General features: G+C 61.4%; 21 protein-coding genes. 10 read left to right on the top strand and 11 right to left on the bottom strand.

The genetic code is table 11. The features are described 5' to 3' along the window. Positions 1-127: 127 nt before the first annotated feature. On the top strand, positions 128-454 hold the full coding sequence (locus ACR0IR_RS11245; protein ID WP_170363965.1) for an Hpt domain-containing protein: 327 nt from the start codon (positions 128-130) through the stop codon (positions 452-454). A 4-nt stretch (positions 455-458) separates the two neighbouring features. On the opposite strand, the gene ilvA is transcribed toward ACR0IR_RS11245, so the two are convergent. Both ilvA and ACR0IR_RS11235 read right to left on the bottom strand, forming a co-directional pair. Next, positions 459-1,685 (bottom strand): threonine ammonia-lyase IlvA, encoded by a 1,227-nt coding sequence (gene ilvA, locus ACR0IR_RS11240; RefSeq protein ID WP_170363964.1) that lies wholly within the window; start codon positions 1,683-1,685, stop codon positions 459-461. Positions 1,686-1,744: 59 nt separating this feature from the next. Further along, a complete protein-coding gene (locus ACR0IR_RS11235; RefSeq protein WP_170363963.1) occupies positions 1,745-2,512 on the bottom strand; it encodes a hypothetical protein in 768 nt (255 codons plus the stop codon). Positions 2,513-2,646: 134 nt separating this feature from the next. On the opposite strand from ACR0IR_RS11235, the gene ACR0IR_RS11230 reads away from it, so the two are divergent. The 4 genes from ACR0IR_RS11230 to msrA all read left to right on the top strand — a co-directional run bounded on the left by ACR0IR_RS11230 (position 2,647) and on the right by msrA (position 5,427). After that, the gene (locus tag ACR0IR_RS11230; RefSeq protein WP_170363962.1) at positions 2,647-3,873 is read left to right on the top strand and encodes an argininosuccinate synthase; all 1,227 of its coding nucleotides are present in this window, start codon (positions 2,647-2,649) and stop codon (positions 3,871-3,873) included. A 32-nt stretch (positions 3,874-3,905) separates the two neighbouring features. Continuing rightward, positions 3,906-4,304: a DUF1810 domain-containing protein gene (locus tag ACR0IR_RS11225; protein ID WP_170364387.1), complete on the top strand. Its 399-nt coding sequence runs from the start codon at positions 3,906-3,908 to the stop codon at positions 4,302-4,304. An 80-nt stretch (positions 4,305-4,384) separates the two neighbouring features. After that, a complete protein-coding gene (locus tag ACR0IR_RS11220) occupies positions 4,385-4,666 on the top strand; it encodes an SCP2 sterol-binding domain-containing protein (RefSeq protein ID WP_093963906.1) in 282 nt (93 codons plus the stop codon). Between the two features lie 95 nt (positions 4,667-4,761). Beyond that, positions 4,762-5,427 (top strand): peptide-methionine (S)-S-oxide reductase MsrA, encoded by a 666-nt coding sequence (msrA, locus tag ACR0IR_RS11215; protein ID WP_170363961.1) that lies wholly within the window; start codon positions 4,762-4,764, stop codon positions 5,425-5,427. Here the strand turns inward: msrA and ACR0IR_RS11210 are convergent. Both ACR0IR_RS11210 and ACR0IR_RS11205 read right to left on the bottom strand, forming a co-directional pair. Next, entirely contained in the window at positions 5,424-6,296 is an 873-nt protein-coding gene (locus tag ACR0IR_RS11210; protein WP_170363960.1) for a ribokinase, read from the bottom strand. The genes msrA and ACR0IR_RS11210 overlap by 4 nt on opposite strands. A gap of 4 nt (positions 6,297-6,300) precedes the next feature. Next, positions 6,301-8,556 (bottom strand): NADP-dependent malic enzyme, encoded by a 2,256-nt coding sequence (locus ACR0IR_RS11205; RefSeq protein WP_170342651.1) that lies wholly within the window; start codon positions 8,554-8,556, stop codon positions 6,301-6,303. A 160-nt stretch (positions 8,557-8,716) separates the two neighbouring features. On the opposite strand from ACR0IR_RS11205, the gene mutS reads away from it, so the two are divergent. Continuing rightward, positions 8,717-11,332, top strand: coding sequence for a DNA mismatch repair protein MutS (mutS, locus tag ACR0IR_RS11200; protein ID WP_170364385.1), 2,616 nt, complete (start codon positions 8,717-8,719; stop codon positions 11,330-11,332). Positions 11,333-11,367: 35 nt separating this feature from the next. Here the strand turns inward: mutS and ACR0IR_RS11195 are convergent, their stop codons facing one another. After that, entirely contained in the window at positions 11,368-11,931 is a 564-nt protein-coding gene (locus ACR0IR_RS11195) for a nucleotide exchange factor GrpE (protein ID WP_093963902.1), read from the bottom strand. Between the two features lie 10 nt (positions 11,932-11,941). Next, on the bottom strand, positions 11,942-13,006 hold the full coding sequence (hrcA, locus tag ACR0IR_RS11190) for a heat-inducible transcriptional repressor HrcA (protein ID WP_170342649.1): 1,065 nt from the start codon (positions 13,004-13,006) through the stop codon (positions 11,942-11,944). 113 nt (positions 13,007-13,119) lie between these two features. Here hrcA and rph point away from each other — a divergent pair, with 113 nt between their 5' ends. From rph to ACR0IR_RS11170, 4 genes are read left to right on the top strand one after another with little or no spacing between them, the layout of a single operon-like run. Continuing rightward, positions 13,120-13,833: a ribonuclease PH gene (gene rph / locus ACR0IR_RS11185; RefSeq protein ID WP_005979825.1), complete on the top strand. Its 714-nt coding sequence runs from the start codon at positions 13,120-13,122 to the stop codon at positions 13,831-13,833. Further along, complete coding sequence (rdgB, locus tag ACR0IR_RS11180) at positions 13,830-14,444, top strand: RdgB/HAM1 family non-canonical purine NTP pyrophosphatase (protein ID WP_170363959.1); 615 nt, start codon at positions 13,830-13,832, stop codon at positions 14,442-14,444. The genes rph and rdgB overlap by 4 nt, the downstream gene beginning before the upstream one ends. Then, on the top strand, positions 14,434-15,588 hold the full coding sequence (hemW, locus tag ACR0IR_RS11175) for a radical SAM family heme chaperone HemW (RefSeq protein ID WP_170363958.1): 1,155 nt from the start codon (positions 14,434-14,436) through the stop codon (positions 15,586-15,588). Before rdgB ends, hemW begins: the two co-directional genes overlap by 11 nt. Before the next feature lie 2 nt (positions 15,589-15,590). Continuing rightward, positions 15,591-15,944: a YbaN family protein gene (locus ACR0IR_RS11170; RefSeq protein WP_170361108.1), complete on the top strand. Its 354-nt coding sequence runs from the start codon at positions 15,591-15,593 to the stop codon at positions 15,942-15,944. Here the strand turns inward: ACR0IR_RS11170 and ACR0IR_RS11165 are convergent. From ACR0IR_RS11165 to mnmE, 5 genes are read right to left on the bottom strand one after another with little or no spacing between them, the layout of a single operon-like run. Next, complete coding sequence (locus tag ACR0IR_RS11165) at positions 15,934-16,830, bottom strand: ParB/RepB/Spo0J family partition protein (RefSeq protein ID WP_170363957.1); 897 nt, start codon at positions 16,828-16,830, stop codon at positions 15,934-15,936. The two genes, ACR0IR_RS11170 and ACR0IR_RS11165, sit on opposite strands and share 11 nt — an antisense overlap. Before the next feature lie 20 nt (positions 16,831-16,850). Next, entirely contained in the window at positions 16,851-17,654 is an 804-nt protein-coding gene (locus tag ACR0IR_RS11160) for a ParA family protein (RefSeq protein ID WP_315901682.1), read from the bottom strand. Continuing rightward, the gene (gene rsmG, locus ACR0IR_RS11155) at positions 17,647-18,270 is read right to left on the bottom strand and encodes a 16S rRNA (guanine(527)-N(7))-methyltransferase RsmG (RefSeq protein ID WP_170363956.1); all 624 of its coding nucleotides are present in this window, start codon (positions 18,268-18,270) and stop codon (positions 17,647-17,649) included. The genes ACR0IR_RS11160 and rsmG overlap by 8 nt, the downstream gene beginning before the upstream one ends. Beyond that, the gene (gene mnmG / locus ACR0IR_RS11150) at positions 18,267-20,144 is read right to left on the bottom strand and encodes a tRNA uridine-5-carboxymethylaminomethyl(34) synthesis enzyme MnmG (protein ID WP_170363955.1); all 1,878 of its coding nucleotides are present in this window, start codon (positions 20,142-20,144) and stop codon (positions 18,267-18,269) included. The genes rsmG and mnmG overlap by 4 nt, the downstream gene beginning before the upstream one ends. A 3-nt stretch (positions 20,145-20,147) precedes the next feature. Continuing rightward, a complete protein-coding gene (gene mnmE, locus ACR0IR_RS11145) occupies positions 20,148-21,434 on the bottom strand; it encodes a tRNA uridine-5-carboxymethylaminomethyl(34) synthesis GTPase MnmE (RefSeq protein ID WP_170363954.1) in 1,287 nt (428 codons plus the stop codon). Between the last annotated feature and the right edge of the window lie 12 nt (positions 21,435-21,446).

Raw genomic sequence — 21,446 nt, 5'->3', positions numbered from 1 at the left:
CGGGGGTGGGGCAAAGCTACGGCGCACGGCTTAACAACCGATGAAAGCTGTTCTCCGCAGCGGCTTAACCCGGATTTTACCCCGGACCGGTAATCAGAGACGGTACCGGTCAAGGTGGAGGACGGTGATGATACACTGGCCCAGGGTGTGCCAGCTGCGTGATGAAGTCGGGCCCGAGGAATTCGACGAGGTCGTCCGGATCTTTCTGGATGAAGTCGGTGAGGTCATGGGCCGCTTGACGTCGGACACCGACCGGTCCGCGCTTGAGCAGAACCTGCATTTCCTCAAAGGCAGTGCATTGAGCCTTGGCTTTGAGAGTCTGTCCAAACTCTGTCAGGATGGCGAACGGCGCGCTGCTGCGGGACATGGGGCGGAAGTCGATCTGGACGCGGTCATCGCGGCTTTCGACCGCTCGCGCGCGGAATTCATGTCCGGCTTAAAGGACAACCTGTAATCGGTCAGATCACGAACTGCGCCAGCGTCTCGTCCTCGGTGATGTCGGTATAGACGAACCCGGCATCGTCCAGATGCGCGAACAGGCGCAGGAAATTGTCCGGCTTGCTGGTCTCGATCCCGATCAGGACTGAACCGAAATTGCGCGCTGATTTCTTCATGTATTCAAACCGGGCGATGTCATCTTCGGGGCCGAGGATGTTCAGAAATTCCTTCAGCGCTCCGGGCCGCTGCGGCAGGCGCAGGATGAAGTATTTCTTGACGCCCGAATAGCGCTGCGCCCGCTCTTTGACCTCGGGAAGACGCTCGAAATCGAAATTCCCGCCCGAGGTGACGCAGACGACCGTCTTGCCGCGCAAAAAGCTTTGGACGTCGCTCACCGCCTCGATCGCCAGGGCGCCGGCGGGTTCCAGCACGATGCCTTCCACGTTCAGCATCTCGATCATGGTGGTGCAGATGCGGTCCTCGGACAGAACGATCACGTCCGACAGGTGCCGGTCGCGCAACAGCTGGAACGGCTTGTCCCCGATCCGGCCCACCGCCGCGCCGTCGACGAAATTGTCCACCTTGTCCAGCGCCACCGGATGGCCCGCCGCCAGCGCCGCGCGCAGACAGGCCCCGCCCGCGGGCTCGACGAACAGGCAATGGGTGCGGTCGCCGAACCATGTCGCCACACCCGAGGACATACCGCCGCCACCCACCGGCAGCACCACGTGATCGGGCAGTCGGCCCAGCTGTTCCTCGATTTCAACAGCCAATGAGGCCTGCCCTTCGATTACGTCGTCATCGTCGAAGGGCGACAGGAAATACCCGCCCTGCTGCGCGCACCAGTCCTGAGCCGCGGCAAGCGTGTGGTCGAAGTAGTCGCCGGTCAGGTGGATCTCGACGTTGTCGCCACCAAAGATTCGGGTCTTCTGGATCTTTTGCTGAGGTGTCGTCACCGGCATGAAGATCACGCCTTTGACCCCCATGTGCTTGCACATAAAGGCCACGCCCTGCGCGTGGTTGCCAGCGCTGGCGCAGACGAACAGGTCCTGTCCCTGCTGCTTGCGCATGGCGTTGAACGCACCGCGGATCTTGTAGGACCGCACCGGGCTGAGGTCTTCGCGTTTCAGCCAGATGTCGGCATCGTATTTCTCGGACAGATGGGCATTGCGCTGCAACGGCGTTGCAGGAAACACGGTGCGCATCGCCTGTTCGGCGGCGCGGGCGCGGGTCATGAAATCACTCATGCCGCATTCCCTGCCCCATCAGGCCGACAAGGGCAAGGAATACATCGGTGTACGGGCGATCAGCCCAGTTCGCGCTTTTCGATGAACACGCCGTACATCGTGGTCAGGATGCTGACGTTGATCATCGGCAGGATCAGAATCCCGAAAAACAGGGCGATCAATACACCCAGTACCGGAATGATCGACAAAACTCCGATCGCCATCTGAACCAGGAACTGAAACAGGAACGAGATCACGATAAGAACGACGATTGTTCCAGCGGTACGCAGAGTGTTGTTCCATGCCTCGCTCAACGTGATCGGCTGGCCGATCGCCGCAGCCGGCAGGATGATCGACAGCCGATAGAAGCAAATAGCCAGGAAAACCATGTAGCCGATGGTCAGGATGATCGAAACGGCGATCAGTCCTTCGCCCAGTATGCCTGTCAGGATCCCCATCGGCAGGAACGCAATTGCCATCAGGATCCCCAGCATCAGCCCACGTCCGAAATAGGCAAGAATGCGATCGAACCGAAAGGTGGGCAGCACGCCGGAAGGATACTCTTCCAGAAGAATGTATCTGTGCCAGGCCACCGCGATCCAGCCCATGACGAGGACCATCACGACGAACAGGAGAAACGCGAACAGAATAAGGGCCCCCGGATTCACCCCCGGCGGTAACCCGTTCGGATTGTCATCGAATGCCTCAAGTGGAATTCCGGACACCATGAACAGGCCGATGATTGCAATCGTTCCGATTACGGCCGGACCGATAACGATTTGCGCTACCTGCTTGAGGTTGCCAAAAACCATCCGAAGCGAGTGGGCAAAAATATTCCATCCGAGCATTCCGAAATATCCTTAATCAATCCATGGTTGATACCGTTTGACTGCAAATCCGCCGCCCGGTCAATCCACAGCTTCTTGCCCCCACGTCGAAAACCCGCTAGGGGCCAATCGTCTTACGCATAAGGGGAAGTCAGATGTCCGCGCCCAAGAAAGTTGTTCTGGCCTATTCCGGTGGCCTTGATACCTCGATCATCCTGAAATGGCTGCAGACCGAGTATGGCTGCGAGGTGGTGACCTTCACCGCCGATCTGGGTCAGGGCGAAGAGCTTGAGCCCGCCCGCCAGAAGGCCGAGCTGCTGGGGATCAAGCCCGAGAACATCTATATCGAGGACATCCGCGAAGAGTTCGTCCGCGATTTCGTCTTCCCCATGTTCCGCGCCAATGCGCAGTACGAGGGGCTGTACCTGCTGGGCACGTCCATCGCGCGGCCGCTGATCTCGAAACGCCTGATTGAGATTGCCAAGGAAACCGGCGCCGACGCAGTGGCCCACGGCGCCACCGGAAAAGGCAATGACCAGGTGCGGTTCGAACTGGCGGCCTATGCGCTGAACCCCGACATCAAGGTGATCGCGCCCTGGCGCGAGTGGGACCTGAGCAGCCGCACCAAGCTGCTGGAATTTGCCGAGGCGCACCAGATCCCGATCGCCAAGGACAAGCGCGGCGAGGCACCCTTCTCGGTCGATGCGAACCTCCTGCACACCTCGTCCGAGGGCAAGGTTCTGGAAGACCCCGCCGTTCAAGCGCCCGACTATGTCTATCAGCGCACCGTCCACCCCGAGGACGCCCCGAACGAACCCGAATATATCGAGATCGGCTTTGAAAAAGGCGACCCGGTCAGCATCAATGGTGAGGCGATGAGTCCCGCCACCATCCTGACCAAGCTGAACGAATACGGCGGCAAGCACGGCATCGGCCGTCTCGATCTGGTCGAGGGCCGGTTCGTGGGCATGAAGTCGCGCGGCATCTATGAAACACCGGGCGGCACCATCCTGCTGGAGGCGCATCGCGGCATCGAGTCCATCACCATGGACCGCGGCGCGATGCACCTGAAGGACCAGCTGATGCCGCAATATGCCGAGCTGATCTACAACGGCTTCTGGTACAGCCCCGAGCGCGAGATGCTGCAGGCCGCCATCGACAAAAGCCAGGAACACGTCACCGGCACCGTTCGCGTGAAGCTGTACAAGGGTCTGGCCTCGACCGTGGGCCGCTGGTCGGATCATTCGCTGTATTCCGAGGCGCATGTGACCTTCGAAGAAGACGCCGGTGCCTATGACCAGAAAGACGCTGCGGGCTTCATCCAGCTGAACGCGCTACGGCTCAAGCTGCTGGCGGCGCGCGACAAGCGGTTGTCCAAGTGACCGAGGATGACGGCCTGGACGACGAACTGGAAATGTTCATCGAAGCGCAGGACACGGTCTGGTCCGATGTCCTGCGCGAACTGGAGCAGGGGCAGAAAACCAGCCACTGGATGTGGTTCGTCTTTCCGCAACTGGCCGAGCTGGGCCAATCGCACATGGCGCAGCTCTACGGGATCGAGGATCTGGACGAGGCTGCCGCCTATCTGGCCCACCCCGAACTGCGCCGCCGCCTGACCGAAGTGGCCCGGCTGATGCTGACCCACGCGGGCAAGGACCCGGCCGAGATTCTGGGCAAGGTCGATGCCAAGAAGCTGCGGTCGTCCATGACCCTGTTCGCCACCGTGTCCGATGCGCCTCCCGAATTCCAAGCGGTTCTGGATGCGTTCTACGACGGGCAGCCCTGCCCGCGCACGCATCAGGTCTTGGGTTAAGCGGTTTCCCGTAAGGTCACGCTTGCCCCGGCCCCTGCCCTCTGTCACCCCGAACGCAAGTGCGAAAAAGGGAGGCAGGGATGCTGCAGGAGATCGCCGAGGGAATCCAAAAAGGGCTGGCCGACAAACGCTTTGACGGCTCGTTGAAATTTGATTGCGGCGCCGATGGCGTGATCGTCCTGGCCGACAACACGGCCACCACCCAGGACCGCGAAACCGATTGCACTATCCGCATCTCGCGCGACAATCTAGGCAAACTGCTGACCGGCAAACTGAACCCGATGACCGGGGTGATGATGGGCAAGCTCAAGATCTCGGGCGACATGGGCGTCGCGATGAAGCTGGGGCAGTTGCTGGGCTAGGCGATAAACTCGTCTCACCACCGCGTGACAAACGGTTTCAGCCGATTGTCAGCCGCCGCGTTGCGCGGCAGCCTGAGGCGGAAAGGAGATCCGCCATGACCCGTTGCCTCGACCAGATCAAGCTGACCCTTCTGTTTGCGCTGATTGCGCTGGCGCTGATCCTGCGCGCTCAGCCGGCCCCGGCGGCCGGAACCGAGACGCTGACCGTGGCGGGCGGCTGTTTCTGGTGCGTCGAAGCCGATTTCGAATCCGTACCCGGCGTGATCGAAGCGGTTTCGGGCTATACCGGCGGCACGACTCCGAACCCCACCTACAGCCAAGTCACGAGCGGCGGCACCGGCCATTACGAGGCGGTGCAGATCACCTTCGATCCGGCCCGTGTTTCCCGTGAAACCCTGCTGAACCTGTTCTTCCGCTCGGTCGATCCCACCGATGCGGGCGGGCAGTTCTGTGACCGGGGCGACAGCTATCGCACCGCGATTTTCGTCTCTAACACTGGCGAAAAAGCTTTGGCCGAAGGCAGCAAAGCCGATGCGCAGCGTGCGCTGGGTCAGGCCATCGTGACTCCGGTCCTGCCGCTTGGGGCGTTCTATCCGGCCGAGGCCTATCATCAGGATTACTACAAGGGCAAAAAGCTGGTGTTCACCCGGTTCGGGCCGAAACGTCAGCTGAATGCCTACAAGGCGTATCGCAAGGCCTGCGGCCGCGATGCGCGGGTCCGGCAATTGTGGGGCAGCGCGGCGCCGTTTGCCGGATCTTAATCCAGCGCGGCCTCGCGGACCTCTTTCAGATCGGGAATGACGTCCGCCGTACCAGGCCGCATCACCATCAGGGCAGCGGCCCGGTTGGCTTGGGTGATGGCCTGCGCCATCGGCATCCCCCGGTCCATTCCCGCCAGAACATATCCGGTAAAGGTGTCCCCGGCCCCGGTCGTGTCCACGGCCTTGACCTTGTGGGCGGGAAACTCTGCCGCCGCCTGCCCGCGTTGATGATAGCGGGCGCCTATTGACCCCAGCGTGACGATCACATGCTCGACCGGCAGATCGGCCGGAGCCATCCCTGTGGCCTGTTGCAGCTGGGCGGCCTCGACCTCGTTCAGGATCAGGAAATCCAGATAGGGCAGCACCGCCTGCACCGCCGTTGCGCTGAAGGGGGCTGCGGCATAGCACACCGTCAGACCCCGCTCGCGGCCCAGCTTCGCGGCCTCGACCTGTGCGGTGGTCTCGTTCTGGAACACCAGAAGACCGCCCGTGTCAGAGTCTGCCAGCGCGGCGGAAACCTGACCGGCTCCGATCGCATGGTTGGCGCCGGGGTACAGGATGATCAGGTTTTCGCCCTGCGCATCCACGGCGATGATCGCATGGCCCGTGGGCTGATCGACCTGCGCGATGTGCCGCGTGTCGACTCCGTATTCGGTCAACCGGTCGCGCGCCCACAGCCCGTCGGCCCCCACGGCGCCGATGTGGCGCACATGCGCCCCGGCCCGCGCCGCCGCAACCGACATGTTCGCGCCTTTGCCGCCCAGAAACCGCTGCAAACCGCTGGCCGCAAGGGTTTCACCCGGCGCCGGCAGGTGCGGCAGCGCATAAACCATGTCGGCATTGATCGAGCCCAGGTTCCAGATTGCCATCGGATCACGCCATGTCGCACGAGGCCAGGATGGCCATGTTCAGGATGTCATTCGCGGTCGAGCCGGTCGAACAGATCTGGATCGGCTTGTCGATGCCGGTCAGGATCGGGCCGATCACCGTGGCTCCGGCCATCTCCTGCATCAGCTTGGTGGAAATCGAGGCCGAGTGCCGCGCGGGCACGATCAGGATGTTGGCCGGCCCGGTCAGGCGGCAGAAGGGATAGGCCTCTTGCTGGTGGGCGTTCAGCGCCACGTCGACGGTCATTTCGCCTTCGTATTCGAAATCGACGCCGCGCGCCTCCAGCACTTGCGGGGCTTTGTACAGCTTTTCGGTCCGCTCGGACACCGGATAGCCGAAGGTCGAGAAGCTGACGAAAGCCACCCGAGGCTCCAGCCCCATGTGGCGGGCAACCGTGGCGGCGCGTTCGGCAATCGTCGCCAGATCGTTCTCGTCGGGCCATTCATGCACCAGCGTGTCGCCGATCAGCACGATCCGGCCCTTGTGCAGCAGCGCGGTGATCCCGGCGGCACCATGGGCGGCGTCGGCGTCGAACACATGGCTGATGCGGTCCAGCACATGCGCCGATTTGCGGGTGGCCCCGGTCACCAGACCGTCGCCATGCCCATGCGCCAGCATCAGGGCCGAGAACACATGCCGGTCGCGCGCGGCCAGGCGGTGGATGTCCTTGCGGTCAAAGCCTTTGCGCTGCAACCGCTGGTACAGAAAGTCCTTGTAGGCATCGAGATGCGTGGTGTTGGCGGCGTTGACCACCTCCAATTCGCGCACCGCGTCGCCCAGACCGGCGGCTTCCAGCTTGGTCTTCACGTCGTCGGGCCGGCCCACGACCAGCGCCTTGCCGAAGCCCGACCGCTGATACGTCACCGCCGCGCGCAAAACCCGCGGGTCGTCGCCCTCGGCAAAGATCATCCGGCTTTGCGCCGCGCGGGCCCGGGCGTTCAGGCCGCGCAGAATGCTGGCGGTCGGGTCCATGCGCGACTTGAGGCTCAACTCATAGGCCTCCATGTCGATGATCGGCCGCCGGGCCGCGCCGGTGTCCATCCCCGCCTTCGCCACGGCCGGCGGAATGCGATAGATCAGGCGCGGATCAAATGGCGTGGGAATGATGTAGTCGCGCCCGAAGGTCAGCGATTTGCCATAAGCCAGCGCCACCTCGTCGGGCACGTCCTCGCGCGCCAGACGGGCCAGCGCGTGGGCGCAGGCGATCTTCATCTCGTCATTGATGGCGCGGGCGTGAATGTCCAGCGCCCCGCGGAACAGGTAGGGAAAGCCCAGAACGTTGTTGACCTGGTTGGGGTAGTCGCTGCGCCCGGTGGCCACGATGGCGTCAACGCGCACCTCGTGTGCCTCTTCCGGGGTGATTTCCGGATCGGGATTGGCCATGGCGAAGATCACCGGATTGTCGGCCATGCTGGCGACCATCTCCTGCGTGACCGCGCCTTTGACGGATACGCCCAGAAACACGTCTGCGCCCTTCATGGCCTCTTCCAGCGTGCGCAGCTCGGTCGAAATCGCATGCGCCGATTTCCACTGGTTCATCCCCTCGGTCCGGCCCTGGTAGATCACGCCCTTGGTGTCGCAGACGATGCAGTTTTCATGCCGGGCGCCCATCGACTTGAGCAGTTCGATACAGGCGATCCCCGCCGCCCCGGCCCCGTTGAGGACGATCTTCACATCCTCGATCTTCTTGCCCGAGATGTGCAGCGCGTTGATCAGCCCCGCCGCACAGATCACCGCCGTGCCGTGCTGGTCGTCGTGAAAGACAGGGATGTCCATCTCTTCCTTCAGGCGCTGTTCGATGATGAAGCACTCGGGCGCCTTGATGTCTTCCAGGTTGATGCCGCCGAAGGTCGGCCCCATCAGCTTGACCGCGCGGCAGAATTCGTCGGGGTCCTCGGTATCCAGCTCGATGTCGATCGAGTTCACGTCGGCGAAGCGCTTGAACAGGACCGATTTGCCCTCCATCACCGGCTTGGACCCCAGAGCGCCCAGATTGCCCAGCCCCAGAACCGCCGTTCCGTTCGAGATCACGGCCACAAGGTTGCCCTTGTTGGTATAGTCATAGGCGGTCTCGGGGTTTTCGGCGATGGCTTCACACGGAACCGCCACGCCGGGGCTGTAGGCCAGCGACAGATCGCGTTGCGTGGTCATGGGAACGGTGGCCTGCACCTCCCACTTTCCGGGGGTGGGTTCCAGGTGAAAGGCCAGCGCCTCTTCTTTGGTGATCTTCGCTTTGGGCATTTTGACGGTCGGTTCCATGACTTCGGGGCTTTTCGCCTCATACCGCAGGCGCGGGCGCGCCTCAACGACTATGCGATTTCACCTTTCGTCGCGGTTGGGGGATTTGTAAGGTCGCGCCGGAATACGCCAGAGGGGAGCAGCCTTGTCCAACGTCACGCCGATGATGGCGCAATACCTGGAAATCAAAGAGGCCCACAAAGACGCCCTGCTGTTCTACCGCATGGGCGATTTCTACGAGATGTTCTTCGAGGACGCCGTGAACGCCGCCGAGGCGCTGGACATCGCCCTGACCAAGCGCGGCAAGCACAATGGCGAAGACATCCCCATGTGCGGCGTGCCGGTGCATTCGGCCGAGGGTTATCTGCTGACGCTGATCCGCAAGGGGTTTCGCGTCGCCGTCTGTGAACAGATGGAAAGCCCGGCCGAGGCCAAGAAAAGAGGCTCTAAATCGGTGGTAAAGCGCGATGTCGTGCGCCTTGTCACCCCCGGCACCCTGACCGAAGACGCCCTGCTGGAGGCGCGCCGCCACAATTTTCTGGCCGCCTATGCCGAGGTGCGCGACGAGGCCGCGCTGGCCTGGGCCGACATCTCGACCGGAGCGTTTCACGTGATGCCGCTGACCTCGGTCCGCCTCAGCCCCGAGCTGGCCCGGCTGGCCCCGTCCGAGCTGATCGTGGTCGACGGCACTGAGGCCGGTCTGCGCGACACGGTCCAGGACCTGGGCATCGCGCTCACCCCCATCGGGCGGGCCAGTTTTGACAGCACTGCGGCAGAAAAACGCATCTGCGGGTTGTTTCACGTGGGCACGCTGGACGCGTTCGGCAGCTTTGGCCGGGCCGAGATCTCGGCCATGGGCGCGCTGATCGACTATCTGGAGATCACGCAAAAGGGCAAACTGCCGCTGCTGCAGACGCCGATGAAAGAATCCGAGGATCGCGTCGTGCAGATCGACGCGGCCACCCGCCGCAACCTTGAACTTACGCGATCTTTGTCGGGCGGACGGGCCGGATCGCTGCTGTCGGTGGTGGATCGGACCGTGACCCCGGGCGGCGCGCGCCTGCTGGAACAACGCCTGTCCAGCCCTTCCCGCAACCTGGATGTGATCCACGCGCGGCTGGACGCGGTCGATTTTGCCGCCCAGGACAGCCTGATCGCCGCCGATCTGCGCGAAGCCTTGCGCAAGACGCCCGATTTGGACCGCGCCCTGTCGCGCCTGTCGCTCGAGCGTGGCGGCCCGCGCGATCTGGCCGCCATCCGCAACGGGCTGGCGCAGGCGCAGGCGATTGCCGAGATCTGCGCCGGTCAGGACCTGCCCGTCTTGCTGGCGACCGCGGTGCAGAACCTCGTGGGCTTCGACGACCTGCTCAACCTGCTGGATCAGGCGCTGGTCGCCGACCCGCCGCTGCTGGCGCGCGATGGCGGCTTCATTGCCCCCGGTTTCGACGCCGAACTGGACGAGGCCCGCACCCTGCGCGACGAAGGCCGCTCGGTCATTGCCGGGTTTCAGCAGAAGTACGCGGAACACACCGGCATCGCCTCGTTGAAAATCAAGCACAACAACGTGCTCGGCTATTTCATCGAAACCACGGCCACCCATGCCGAAAAGATGCTGAACCCGCCGTTCAGCGAGACCTATATCCATCGCCAGACCACCGCCAACCAGGTGCGGTTCACCACGGTTGAGCTCAGCGAGATCGAAACCCGCATCCTGAACGCCGGCAACCTGGCGCTTGAAATCGAAAAGCGGCTCTATAAAAGGCTTTCTGACGAGATTCTGGCGCAGGCTGCCCGCATCAATCAGGCCGCGCGCGGGCTGGCCGAGCTGGACCTGACCACCGCGCTGGCCGATCTGGCACGGGGCGAGAACTGGTGCCGCCCGCAGGTCGACGGCTCGCGCGCCTTCGACATCGTCGCAGGCCGCCACCCGGTGGTGGAACACGCGCTGCGTCAGCAATCGGGTGATGCCTTCATCGCCAATGACTGCGATCTCAGCGCCGAGGATGGCGCCGCCATCTGGCTGCTGACCGGCCCCAACATGGCCGGTAAATCGACCTTCCTGCGCCAGAATGCGCTGATTGCCCTGCTGGCGCAGATGGGCAGTTTCGTTCCGGCCGAGTCCGCCCATATCGGGCTGGTCAGTCAGCTGTTCAGCCGCGTGGGCGCCTCCGACGATCTGGCGCGGGGCCGGTCGACCTTCATGGTCGAGATGGTCGAAACCGCGGCCATCCTCAACCAGGCCGATGACCGGGCGCTGGTGATCCTCGATGAAATCGGGCGCGGCACCGCCACCTATGACGGCCTGTCCATCGCCTGGGCCACGCTGGAACATCTGCACGCCGCCAACCGCTGCCGCGCGCTGTTCGCCACCCATTACCACGAGCTGACCGCGCTGGCCGGCAAGCTGGAGGGCGTCGAAAACGCCACCGTCGCGGTCAAGGAATGGGAGGGCGAGGTGATCTTCCTGCACGAGGTCCACAAAGGCGCGGCCGACCGGTCTTATGGCGTGCAGGTCGCGCAACTGGCGGGCTTGCCGGCTTCGGTCGTCGAGCGCGCACGGGTGGTTCTGGACCAGTTGGAGAAGACCGAGCGCGAGGGCGGCAAGCAAAAAGCGCTGATCGATGATCTGCCGCTGTTTTCCGCAGCACCGCCCCCGCCGCCACCGGTTGCGAAGGCCTCGCCAATCACCGACATGCTGGACCAGATCCTGCCGGACGAGTTGACCCCGCGCGAAGCGCTGGACCTGATCTACAAACTGAAAGAGGCGGCCAGATCCTGACCGCCCCATTCAATTGTCAGTGAAGTACTGGCCCGTCAGCTGGCCGGGGTCGAGCTGACGCCCACCTGCGCCGGACGCAGCAGGCGGTCATGCAGCATGAACCCTTCGGCCGAGACCTGGATGATCTCGCCCGCCTTGGTGCCCGGTACCGGGGCTTCGAACATGGCTTCGTGCAGGTTCGGATCGAACTTGTCGCCAACCTCGGGTGTGATGACCTCGATCCCGTGTTTTTGGAATACGTCCTTCAACACGCGCATGGTCAGCTCGACACCTTCGATCAGGCCGGCCGCAACCTCTTTCTGCTCGTCCGTAGCCGCCTCGAGCGCTCGTTTCATGTTGTCGTAGACCGGCAGCATGTCGCGCGCCAATTTGGACCCACCATACTGTTCGGCCTCACGGCGGGCCCGGTCGCCACGCTTGCGCGCGTTTTCCGCATCCGCCAGGGCGCGCATGAACTTGTCGCGCAACTCGTCGCGCTCGGCCTTCAGGGCATCCAGTTCCAGCGCTTCTTCGCTGATCTCGGCCATCTCCTCGGCCAGTTCTTCCGCCTCGGCAGTTGCAATGTCGTCCAGAAAGTCTTCGTTCTTCGGCTCTGCCATCTTTTACCCTCTAGCTCCGATCGGAAATCAGTTTCCCAACCAGTTGCGCCGTATAGTCCACGATCGGCACGATCCGCCCATAGTTCAGACGGGTCGGCCCGATCACGCCAACGGCGCCGATTATCTTTCGATCAGCGTTCATATAAGGAGACACCACCAAAGAGGAACCCGAAAGTGAGAAAAGTTTGTTCTCCGAGCCGATAAAAATGCGCACACCTTCGCCTTCCTCGGTCAATTCGAGGAATTCGGCTATGTCACGCTTGCGTTCCAGATCGTCAAACAGGACCCGGATTCGCTCCAGCTCCTCTTCCTGACCGGTGTCGCCCAGCAGATTCGCCCGACCACGCACGATCAGACGCGCCGAGTCCGACGCCTCGCCCTCCCAGGCCGCAAGGCCGCTTTCCACAAGCTCGCGGGCCAACACGTCGATCTCTTGCCTGCGCGCCGCAATCTCGGTCTGGATCATCCGGCGCACATCGGACAGTTTCCGGCCCTCGATCAGGGCATTCAGGAAATTGGCCGCCTCACGCATCGAACTGGGCGTCTGACCCGGTGGTGGCGTGAACAGCCGGTTCTCCACATGGCCATCCGCGAAAACCAGAACCACCAGGGCCCGGTCATGGCCCAGGGAAACGAACTCGATATGCTTGATTTCGGATTCGTGCTTGGGTGTCAGCACCAGCGACGCGCCATGCGTGACGTTCGACAAGGCGGCCCCGACGCGATCCAGCATACCGCTGACATCACCGGAATTGCTGCCCAGCGTCTCATCCAGCTTCTTGCGGTCGTCCTCGCCCAGGTCGCCAACTTCCAGCAGGCCGTCGACGAACATGCGCAGCCCAACCTGTGTGGGCACCCGGCCGGCGCTGACATGCGGACTGCCCAAAAGGCCCAGAAACTCGAGATCCTGCATGACATTGCGAACCGTTGCCGCGCTGACTTTTTCACTGAGCGATCGGCTGAGGGTGCGGCTGCCGACAGGCTCGCCGCTTTCCAGATAGCTTTCGACGATCAGGCGAAACACTTCCCGCGACCGGTCGTTCAACTCGTCCAGAATTTTGCTCGCTTCACTCATCGGTGGTTCCCTTGCTGGGTGGTCATTAAATAGCTGCCAACAGAAAGGTCAATCGGGGTTGCATCGCTGCCATGCCGGGCGTTATCCCCAAGCCAGCAGACAAAGGATATCTCATGCGACCCTCTGGACGAGATTTAAGCGAAATGCGCCCGGTTTCAATCGAGACCGGGTTTACCAAACATGCCGAAGGTTCCTGCCTGATCAAGATCGGCGACACCCATGTTCTGTGTACCGCCACGATCGAGGATCGCGTGCCGCCTTTTATCAAGGGGTCGGGCCTGGGCTGGGTCACCGCCGAATACGGCATGCTGCCCCGCGCGACAAACACCCGGATGCGGCGTGAGGCCGCCAGTGGCAAACAGGGTGGCCGGACCGTCGAGATCCAGCGCCTGATCGGCCGCGCCCTGCGCGCCGGGGTCGACCGCGTCGCCCTGGGCGAACGCCAGATCACCGTCGATTGTGACGTGCTGCAGGCCGATGGCGGCACCCGCTGCGCCTCGATCACCGGCGGCTGGGTCGCGCTGCGGCTGGCGGTGAACAAGCTGATGAAGGCGGGCGACGTTATCACGGACCCGTTGGTCGATCCGGTCGCCGCCGTATCCTGCGGCATCTATGCCGGCCAGCCGGTTCTGGACCTGGACTATCCCGAAGACAGCGAGGCCGGCGTTGACGGAAACTTCATCATGACCGGCTCGGGCAAACTGATCGAGGTGCAGATGAGCGCCGAAGGTTCGGTCTTCAGCCGCGCGCAGATGGATCAGCTGATGGAATTGGCCGAAAAAGGCGTGTCCGAGCTGGTGGCCGCGCAAAAGGCCGCCACCGCATGACCCGCAAGTTCGACGGCGACAGGTTGCTGGTAGCCACCCACAACAAAGGCAAGCTTGAGGAGATGGCCCATCTGCTCGAGCCCTTTGGCGTGACCGTCGTGGGCGCGGCCGAGATGAACCTGCCCGAACCCGAAGAGACCGAGGACACGTTCGTCGGCAACGCGCGCATCAAGGCCCATGCGGCCGCACAGGCCACTGGCCTGCCGGCCCTGTCCGACGATTCCGGCATCACCATCGATGCGCTGGATGGCGCGCCGGGCGTGTACACCGCCGACTGGGCCGAAACTGGAAATGGCCGCGATTTCCTGATAGCCATGACCCGCGCCCACACCGAGCTTGAGGCGCGCAACGCTCCGCATCCACGCACCGCCCAGTTCCGCTGTACGTTGGTTCTGGCCTGGCCCGACGGCCATGACGAGGTGTTCGAGGGCGTCGCACCCGGTCATCTGGTCTGGCCGATCCGTGGCAAGGACGGGTTCGGCTATGATCCGATGTTCGTCCCTGACGGATTCGACATTACCTTTGCCGAGATGGATCGCTGGGAAAAGAACAAGATCAGCCACCGTGGTCGCGCGGTGGAACTGTTCGTGAAAGGCTGCTTTGGCGGATGATTGGCGCAACGGGGGCTTTGGCCTGTACGTGCATTGGCCCTTTTGCGAGGCCAAGTGCCCCTATTGCGATTTCAACAGCCATGTTTCCAGAAATATTGATCAAAAACAATGGCTTGACGAATATCTGTCCGAGCTGAAGCGCTCGGCCGCCGAAACCCCCGACCGGGTTCTGAACACGATCTTCTTCGGCGGCGGCACCCCGTCGCTGATGGCGCCCGAAATCGTCGCCGCCGTGATCGACACCGCCCGCAGCCTTTGGCGGCCCGCCAATGACATGGAAATCACGCTCGAGGCCAACCCCGGCTCGGTCGAGGCCGGACGATTCGCCGCTTATCGCGATGCCGGTGTGAACCGGATCTCGATGGGCATTCAGGCGATGAATGACGAAGATCTGAGGCGGCTGGGCCGCATCCACAGCGTGGCCGAGGCACGCGCCGCCTTCGACATCGCCCGCACCTGTTTCGACCGGGTCAGCTTTGACTTGATCTATGCCCGCCAGTACCAGACGCTTGAAGCCTGGCGCGCCGAGCTGACCGAGGCGCTGTCGATGGCGATCGACCATCTGTCACTGTACCAGCTGACCATCGAGGCCGGCACCGCATTCGGCGACCGCTATTCTGTCGGCAAGCTGCGCGGCCTGCCCGAGGACGACAGCGCCGCCGACATGTATCTGGCCACGCAAGAGATCTGCGAAGCCCACGGCATGCCGGCCTACGAGGTGTCGAACCACGCCGCTCCCGGGGCTGAGTCTCGGCACAACCTGATCTATTGGCGCTATGGCGATTATGTCGGCATCGGACCGGGCGCCCATGGGCGGATCACGTTGGATGGCCAGCGGATCGCAACCGAAACCCATCTGGCACCGACCGCATGGCTGAATGCTGCCACGCAAGGAAACGGCGAAAAGCTGCGGACCCCCCTGACCGCCGAAGAACAAGCGAAAGAATACCTCATGATGTGTCTTCGCTTGACTGAGGGACTAGATATGGAGCGTTTCAATCGCCTGTCCGGGCGCCCTTTGCCGCAACCCAAACTGGACTACCTGCAGGACATCGGAATGATCGCCCAAGACGGACCCCGCGTTTCCGCCACTTCTGACGGCCGCGCGGTTCTCAATGCGGTGATCCGTGAGTTGCTGGATTAGTCATGCACTATTTGTGGGCCACATTTGGATTGCTCTGCGTCGCGTTGGCCATGATCGGCGTTGCCCTGCCCCTGCTGCCCACCGTTCCGTTCCTATTGCTGGCCGCCTTCTGTTTCGCGCGCTCTTCTTCCCGGCTGCACAACTGGCTGATGTCTCACCGAACCTTCGGCCCGTTGATCCTTGATTGGCAAACCTCGGGCGCGATCCGGCCAGCCGCAAAAAAGGCGGCGACCCTGTCGGTTGCCGCCGTCTTTGGTTTGTCGGTTCTGGTCTCTGTGCCCAGCCATGTCCTGATTATTCAGGCCGTGACCTTGGGCGCGGTGATGATCTTTATCTGGTCACGCCCTAACGGCTGAGCTTGGCGCAGAGATCATCCAGTTGATCCAGGTTTTCATAGGTCAGCACGACCTGCCCGGTCTCGGTTCCGGGCTTGTGGTTGATGACCACCTTCATCGCCAGAATCGCGGAAAGGTCTTTTTCCAAGGCTCGCGTGTCCGCGTCCTTGCCTGCATTTAGGTCACGCGACCGCGGTTCGGGACGATCTTTGTCGCCCTGTTGCTGCTTCTTGACCAGTGCCTCAGTCGCGCGGACTGACAAGCCGTCTTTCACGACAATTTTTGCCAGTTCGGACGGGTTATCCGCCGTGATAAGGGCGCGCGCGTGCCCGGCCGAAAGTTTACCTTCAATAACAAGAGCTTGAACGTCACCCGGTAGTGACAACAGCCTCAGAAGGTTGGCAATATGGCTGCGGCTTTTACCCAGGGCTTCGGCCAACTTTTCCTGGGTGTGGCCGAACCGATCCATCAACTGCTTGTAGCCAGCGGCCTCCTCCACGGCGTTCAGATCAGCGCGCTGGATGTTTTCGATGATGGCGACTTCAAGCACTTCGGTGTCGTCAAACTCGCGCACGACGACCGGAATGTCGTGCAACTGCGCCATCTGCGCGGCGCGCCAGCGGCGCTCACCCGCGACGATTTCATATTCGCCGCCACCGACCGGGCGAACGATCAGGGGCTGGATGATCCCTTTCTCTTTGACCGAGGCAGCAAGCTCGTCCAGTTGATCCTGCGAGAATGTGCGGCGCGGCTGATTCGGGTTTGCCCGCAGCTTCTCGATCGGAACCTTCATATCCGGCCGACGTGGTTCAGCCGTAACCCGGCCCTCAGGATCCTGTGATACATCCGCCATCAAGGCGGACAAGCCGCGCCCCAATCCGCGAGGTTTTCCTTTTCTGGCGTTCACTTCGCCCTCCTGACAGCCGCTCAGGCAGCCACTTTCTTGTTCTTTTGCATGATTTCGCGTGCCAGATGCCGGTACGCCATCGCCCCTAGAGACCCCGAGTCATATTGAAGGACCGGAAGTGCAAATGACGGCGCTTCGCTGACCCGGACATTTCTGGGTATCTTGGTTTTAAATACCATCTCTCCCAGATTGTCACGCGCATCCTTTTCGACCTGCCGGGACAAGTTGTTGCGGTTGTCATACATGGTCAACACAATACCTTCGATTCTGAGGTCTGGATTCGCGGACTGGCGAACCTCTCGAATCGTCAGCATCAGTTGCGACAGGCCTTCCAGCGCAAAGAACTCGCTTTGCAACGGAACCAACACCGAGTGCGCCGCCACCATCGCGTTGACTGTCAGCAGATTGAGGGACGGCGGACAGTCGATCAGAACGAAGTCAAAACCGAACTTGTCGATCGCCGGTTGCCTGAGCGCGTCGTGCAGCAAGTAGCTGCGTTTTTCATTCGATATCAGCTCAATGTCGGCCGAGCTGAGGTCAACCGTGGCCGGAACGATACTGAGGTTTTCGATTTCGGTTTCCTGCACGACGGCCTCCAAGGGCGCCTCGTCCAAGATCAAATCATACGTGGTCCAATCACGATCCTCGACCCCAAGCCCGGTGGACGCATTTCCCTGCGGGTCCAGATCCACGACCAGAACCTTGCATCCTGCCTCGGCCAAACCCGCCGCCAGATTGATCGCTGTCGTAGTCTTACCGACCCCACCCTTCTGATTGGCAACCGCCATGATACGAGGTCCTGCAGGGCGCGACAGATCAACCACGTGAGACTCCTTTGATCTTCAGGATGACAGCCTGGGGGTCAGTTAAACTATTAGCCGTCTCCGTGGTGAAATTCCATTCCCGTTGTGCCGCGTCGATTTCTTTTTTCCAGGTGGCGCCTTTGGGAAACACGGCCACTCCATCTTCCTTTAAATGCCTGTCACAAAATGACAATAACGTCGTCAGGTCTGCGAGCGCCCTTGCGGACAGTACATCAGCGCCCAAGGGATCAACAGACTCAATCCGCTTTGAAATCACCGAGCAGTTGGCCTTGGTTTCACGGATGACAGTGCGCAAAAACGCCGATTTTCTCTGATCGCTCTCAACCAGGGTAAATTCCGTCTCAGGCGAAGCTTCAGAGGCCAGTATCGCGCAGACCAGCCCCGGAAATCCTCCACCGCTTCCCAGATCGACCCAGTGATTCTTCGGCTCAACCAAATGAAAGACCTGGATCGAATCCTTTACGTGCCGCGACCAAACCTCAGGCAAAGTGCTGCGCGAAACCAAGTTTATCTTTGGATTCCACTTCCGCAGAAGAGCGACAAAGATTGACAGCTTTTCGAATGTTTCACGTGAAACATTCAAGCTATCAGGCGAAGCGCACGAGTCGCCGTTCATGCCTTTTTTGCTCTCTGACTGCTTCTGAGTTTTGCCAGTACCAAGGTCAAAGCAGCAGGCGTAACACCTTCCACGCGGCTCGCTTGGGCAATATTTGCCGGTCGCGCGGCTGACAGCTTTTGCTTCAACTCATTCGAAAGGCCTGTGAGCGAGGAATAGTCAAAATCCGCGGGTATGGCATGGGTTTCGTCGCGCTTCATGGCTTCGACGTCTCGTTGTTGCCGAGCTATATAGTTAGCGTAGAGCGCGTCCCTTTCGATCTGCCGACGGGTGTCTTGGTCGACATCCTCCAGCTGCTGGATCAGCGGCATAAGATCCTCGAAGCACACGTTCGGAAATGCCAAGATTGCCATTCCGTCCCTGCGGTTACCATCCTGATTCACTTCGATGCCAGCTGCGCGGATTTCCTTGGGGGTATAGGTCCGTTCGGTCAATACTGACTTCACAGCACCCAGCCTTTCCATTTTGGTTTCAAAAGCCAGGCGGCGATGATCCGATATACACCCAATTTCCAGGCCTTGCGGTGTAAGGCGTTGATCCGCATTGTCGGCGCGCAAGGATAGACGGAACTCGGCGCGCGAGGTAAACATCCGATACGGTTCCGCTACACCCCGTGTGGTCAGATCGTCGATCATGACACCAATATAGCTATTGGCTCGGGTAAAATGAATCGCATGTCGCCCCTGAACTTCCAACGCGGCATTCAGGCCCGCGACCAAGCCCTGAGCGGCCGCCTCCTCATATCCTGTGGTTCCATTGATCTGCCCTGCAAGATATAGTCCCGGGATCTCCGGCAAGGCCAAGGTCGCGTTCAATACACGCGGGTCCACATAGTCATATTCAATGGCATAGCCCGGCTGCAGGATCTCTGCAGACTCAAGCCCTTTGATGGATCGGACGTATTCAACTTGTACATCCTGCGGCAGCGAAGTTGAAATCCCGTTTGGATACACCGTGTGGTCATTGACCCCCTCAGGCTCCAGAAAAATCTGATGTGAGTCCTTATCCGCAAACCGAACGATCTTGTCTTCGATCGAAGGGCAATATCGCGGCCCCACTCCCTCGATATGCCCCCCATACATCGCAGAGCGGCTCAGGTTCTTCTCGATGATTTCATGGGTTTGCACGTTCGTGTGAGTGATGCCGCAAGAGATTTGCGGCGCCACCGGTGTTTTGGACAAGAATGAGAACATGGTCGGGTCATCATCACCGTCCTGCCGTTCCAATCCGTCCCAGTCGATCGTGCGTCCATCAAGTCGAGGAGGCGTTCCTGTTTTCAGCCGCGCCATCGGCAGGTCATAGCTATCCAACCGCTCAGCCAGTCGAACAGACGGCCTGTCGCCCATACGGCCTCCGGGCCTCTGAACATCGCCGATATGGATCACGCCCCGCAGAAACGTTCCCGAGGTCAGAATAACCGCTTTCGCAGGGATTTCAGATCCATCGGACAGAACCACCCCGGCAACACGATGACCGTCCATTCGGAAATCTATGACTTCTCCGGTAATGACTTCGAGGTTCTTTCGCGCCTTTGTTTCCTGTTGCATTGCAGCCCGGTACAGCGCGCGGTCGGCCTGCGCGCGGGGCCCTTGAACGGCGGGCCCTTTACGGCGATTCAGAAGGCGGAACTGGATTCCCGCCCGGTCTGCAACCCGTCCCATAACGCCGTCCAGCGCGTCGATCTCACGAACCAGGTGGCCTTTTCCAAGTCCGCCGATCGCCGGATTGCACGACATGACGCCGATGTCCGTTTCCGAAAGTGTCACCAAAGCTGTCTGCGCACCCATCCGGGCCGCGGCATGGGCCGCCTCGGCCCCCGCATGCCCCGCTCCGATAACGACGACGTCAAACTCCGAATGTTTCACGTGAAACACTCCTCATTTACCCAAACAAAAGCTGGCGAATATCTCGTCCAGCAGATTTTCCACATCTACTCGACCGACCAAAGACTCCAACGCGCGGATGGCGGTTCGCAGCTCTTCTGCTGCAATATCGTACAGGTCCGGGCCGGAATCCAGAACCCTGAGCGCTTCGGACAGAGCGGCCGAGGATTTCAGCATTGCAACACGATGGCGTTCCCGGGTGGCAATACCAGAAATTGCGGTTCTCTCTCGCAAGACTACCGATATGTTGTGGATCAGGCGGTCGATTCCCTGACCTGTCTTCCCCGAAACACCATCGGTCCCGTCTGAACGAAGGTCGGACTTCGGCAGCACCTGGATGTCGCCGGACTGCATACCGATTCCCAACGCCTGCGGGACCTCGGTCAAAAAAACGCGAAGGTCGGCATTTTCCGCCCGCTTTCTGGCCAGAGCGATCCCAAGACCCTCTACGTGATCCTCGGTTTCGCGCAACCCGGCCGTATCCAGCAACGTGACCGGCAAGCCTGCCAGGTCCATCCGCACCTCGATAATATCGCGGGTGGTGCCAGCATATTCCGAAGTAATTGCCGCCTCCCGGCCCGCAAGCGCATTCAGCAAGGTCGACTTGCCCGCATTCGGTGGGCCGACGATAGCCACTTCAAAGCCGGTGCGAATCCGCTCGGCAATCCTCACGCCCTTCGCCTCCCGCTCCAGATCCGCCATCACAGCAGTCACAAGCGATCGGACTTCGGGTGACACATCCGTTGGCACGTCTTCATCGGCAAAATCAATGACGGCCTCCAGCAATGAGGCCGCCCGGATCAAATCCCGCCGCCACCGTTCCGCCAGGTCGCCCAATTCGCCGGCCAGGATGGTCTGAGCCTGCTTGCGCTGTGCCTCGGTCTCTGCGTCGATCAGATCGGCCAAGCCTTCGACCTGGGCAAGGTCCATCTTCCCGTTTTCAAGAGCACGCCGGGTGAACTCGCCCGGCTCAGCCAGTCGCAGATCCGGCATTTCGGACAGGACGCGCAGAACCGCGTTGACCGAAGCCGTGCTGCCATGGATCTGCAACTCGGCCACATCCTCGCCGGTAAAGCTTGACGGACCGTGGAAGGTCAGGACCAGCCCGTCATCCAGGCGCGACCCGTCAGGTGCCCGCAACTCACGCAGGCACATGCCACGCAACGGCAAATCTCCACCTGACAGAACCTTGGCCGCTTGGTGCGACTGCGGTCCTGACAGGCGGATCACAGCGACCCCTGCCTTGCCTTGCGCGCTGGCCAAGGCGAATATCGTATCCATTCGAAGGCCTCG

This window comes from Ruegeria sp. CF2 (assembly GCF_056537385.1).
This window is presented reverse-complemented; position numbering and strand designations above follow the sequence as displayed.

What these genes read in the sequence shown, in the direction of transcription:
- ACR0IR_RS11245 (WP_170363965.1), top strand. Translation starts at nt 128, where the DNA reads ATGATACACTGGCCCAGGGTGTGCCAGCTGCGTGATGAAGTCGGGCCC.
- ilvA (WP_170363964.1), bottom strand. Translation starts at nt 1,685, where the DNA reads ATGAGTGATTTCATGACCCGCGCCCGCGCCGCCGAACAGGCGATGCGC.
- ACR0IR_RS11235 (WP_170363963.1), bottom strand. Translation starts at nt 2,512, where the DNA reads ATGCTCGGATGGAATATTTTTGCCCACTCGCTTCGGATGGTTTTTGGC.
- ACR0IR_RS11230 (WP_170363962.1), top strand. Translation starts at nt 2,647, where the DNA reads ATGTCCGCGCCCAAGAAAGTTGTTCTGGCCTATTCCGGTGGCCTTGAT.
- ACR0IR_RS11225 (WP_170364387.1), top strand. Translation starts at nt 3,906, where the DNA reads ATGTTCATCGAAGCGCAGGACACGGTCTGGTCCGATGTCCTGCGCGAA.
- ACR0IR_RS11220 (WP_093963906.1), top strand. Translation starts at nt 4,385, where the DNA reads ATGCTGCAGGAGATCGCCGAGGGAATCCAAAAAGGGCTGGCCGACAAA.
- msrA (WP_170363961.1), top strand. Translation starts at nt 4,762, where the DNA reads ATGACCCGTTGCCTCGACCAGATCAAGCTGACCCTTCTGTTTGCGCTG.
- ACR0IR_RS11210 (WP_170363960.1), bottom strand. Translation starts at nt 6,296, where the DNA reads ATGGCAATCTGGAACCTGGGCTCGATCAATGCCGACATGGTTTATGCG.
- ACR0IR_RS11205 (WP_170342651.1), bottom strand. Translation starts at nt 8,556, where the DNA reads ATGCCCAAAGCGAAGATCACCAAAGAAGAGGCGCTGGCCTTTCACCTG.
- mutS (WP_170364385.1), top strand. Translation starts at nt 8,717, where the DNA reads ATGATGGCGCAATACCTGGAAATCAAAGAGGCCCACAAAGACGCCCTG.
- ACR0IR_RS11195 (WP_093963902.1), bottom strand. Translation starts at nt 11,931, where the DNA reads ATGGCAGAGCCGAAGAACGAAGACTTTCTGGACGACATTGCAACTGCC.
- hrcA (WP_170342649.1), bottom strand. Translation starts at nt 13,006, where the DNA reads ATGAGTGAAGCGAGCAAAATTCTGGACGAGTTGAACGACCGGTCGCGG.
- rph (WP_005979825.1), top strand. Translation starts at nt 13,120, where the DNA reads ATGCGACCCTCTGGACGAGATTTAAGCGAAATGCGCCCGGTTTCAATC.
- rdgB (WP_170363959.1), top strand. Translation starts at nt 13,830, where the DNA reads ATGACCCGCAAGTTCGACGGCGACAGGTTGCTGGTAGCCACCCACAAC.
- ACR0IR_RS11170 (WP_170361108.1), top strand. Translation starts at nt 15,591, where the DNA reads ATGCACTATTTGTGGGCCACATTTGGATTGCTCTGCGTCGCGTTGGCC.
- rsmG (WP_170363956.1), bottom strand. Translation starts at nt 18,270, where the DNA reads ATGAACGGCGACTCGTGCGCTTCGCCTGATAGCTTGAATGTTTCACGT.
- mnmE (WP_170363954.1), bottom strand. Translation starts at nt 21,434, where the DNA reads ATGGATACGATATTCGCCTTGGCCAGCGCGCAAGGCAAGGCAGGGGTC.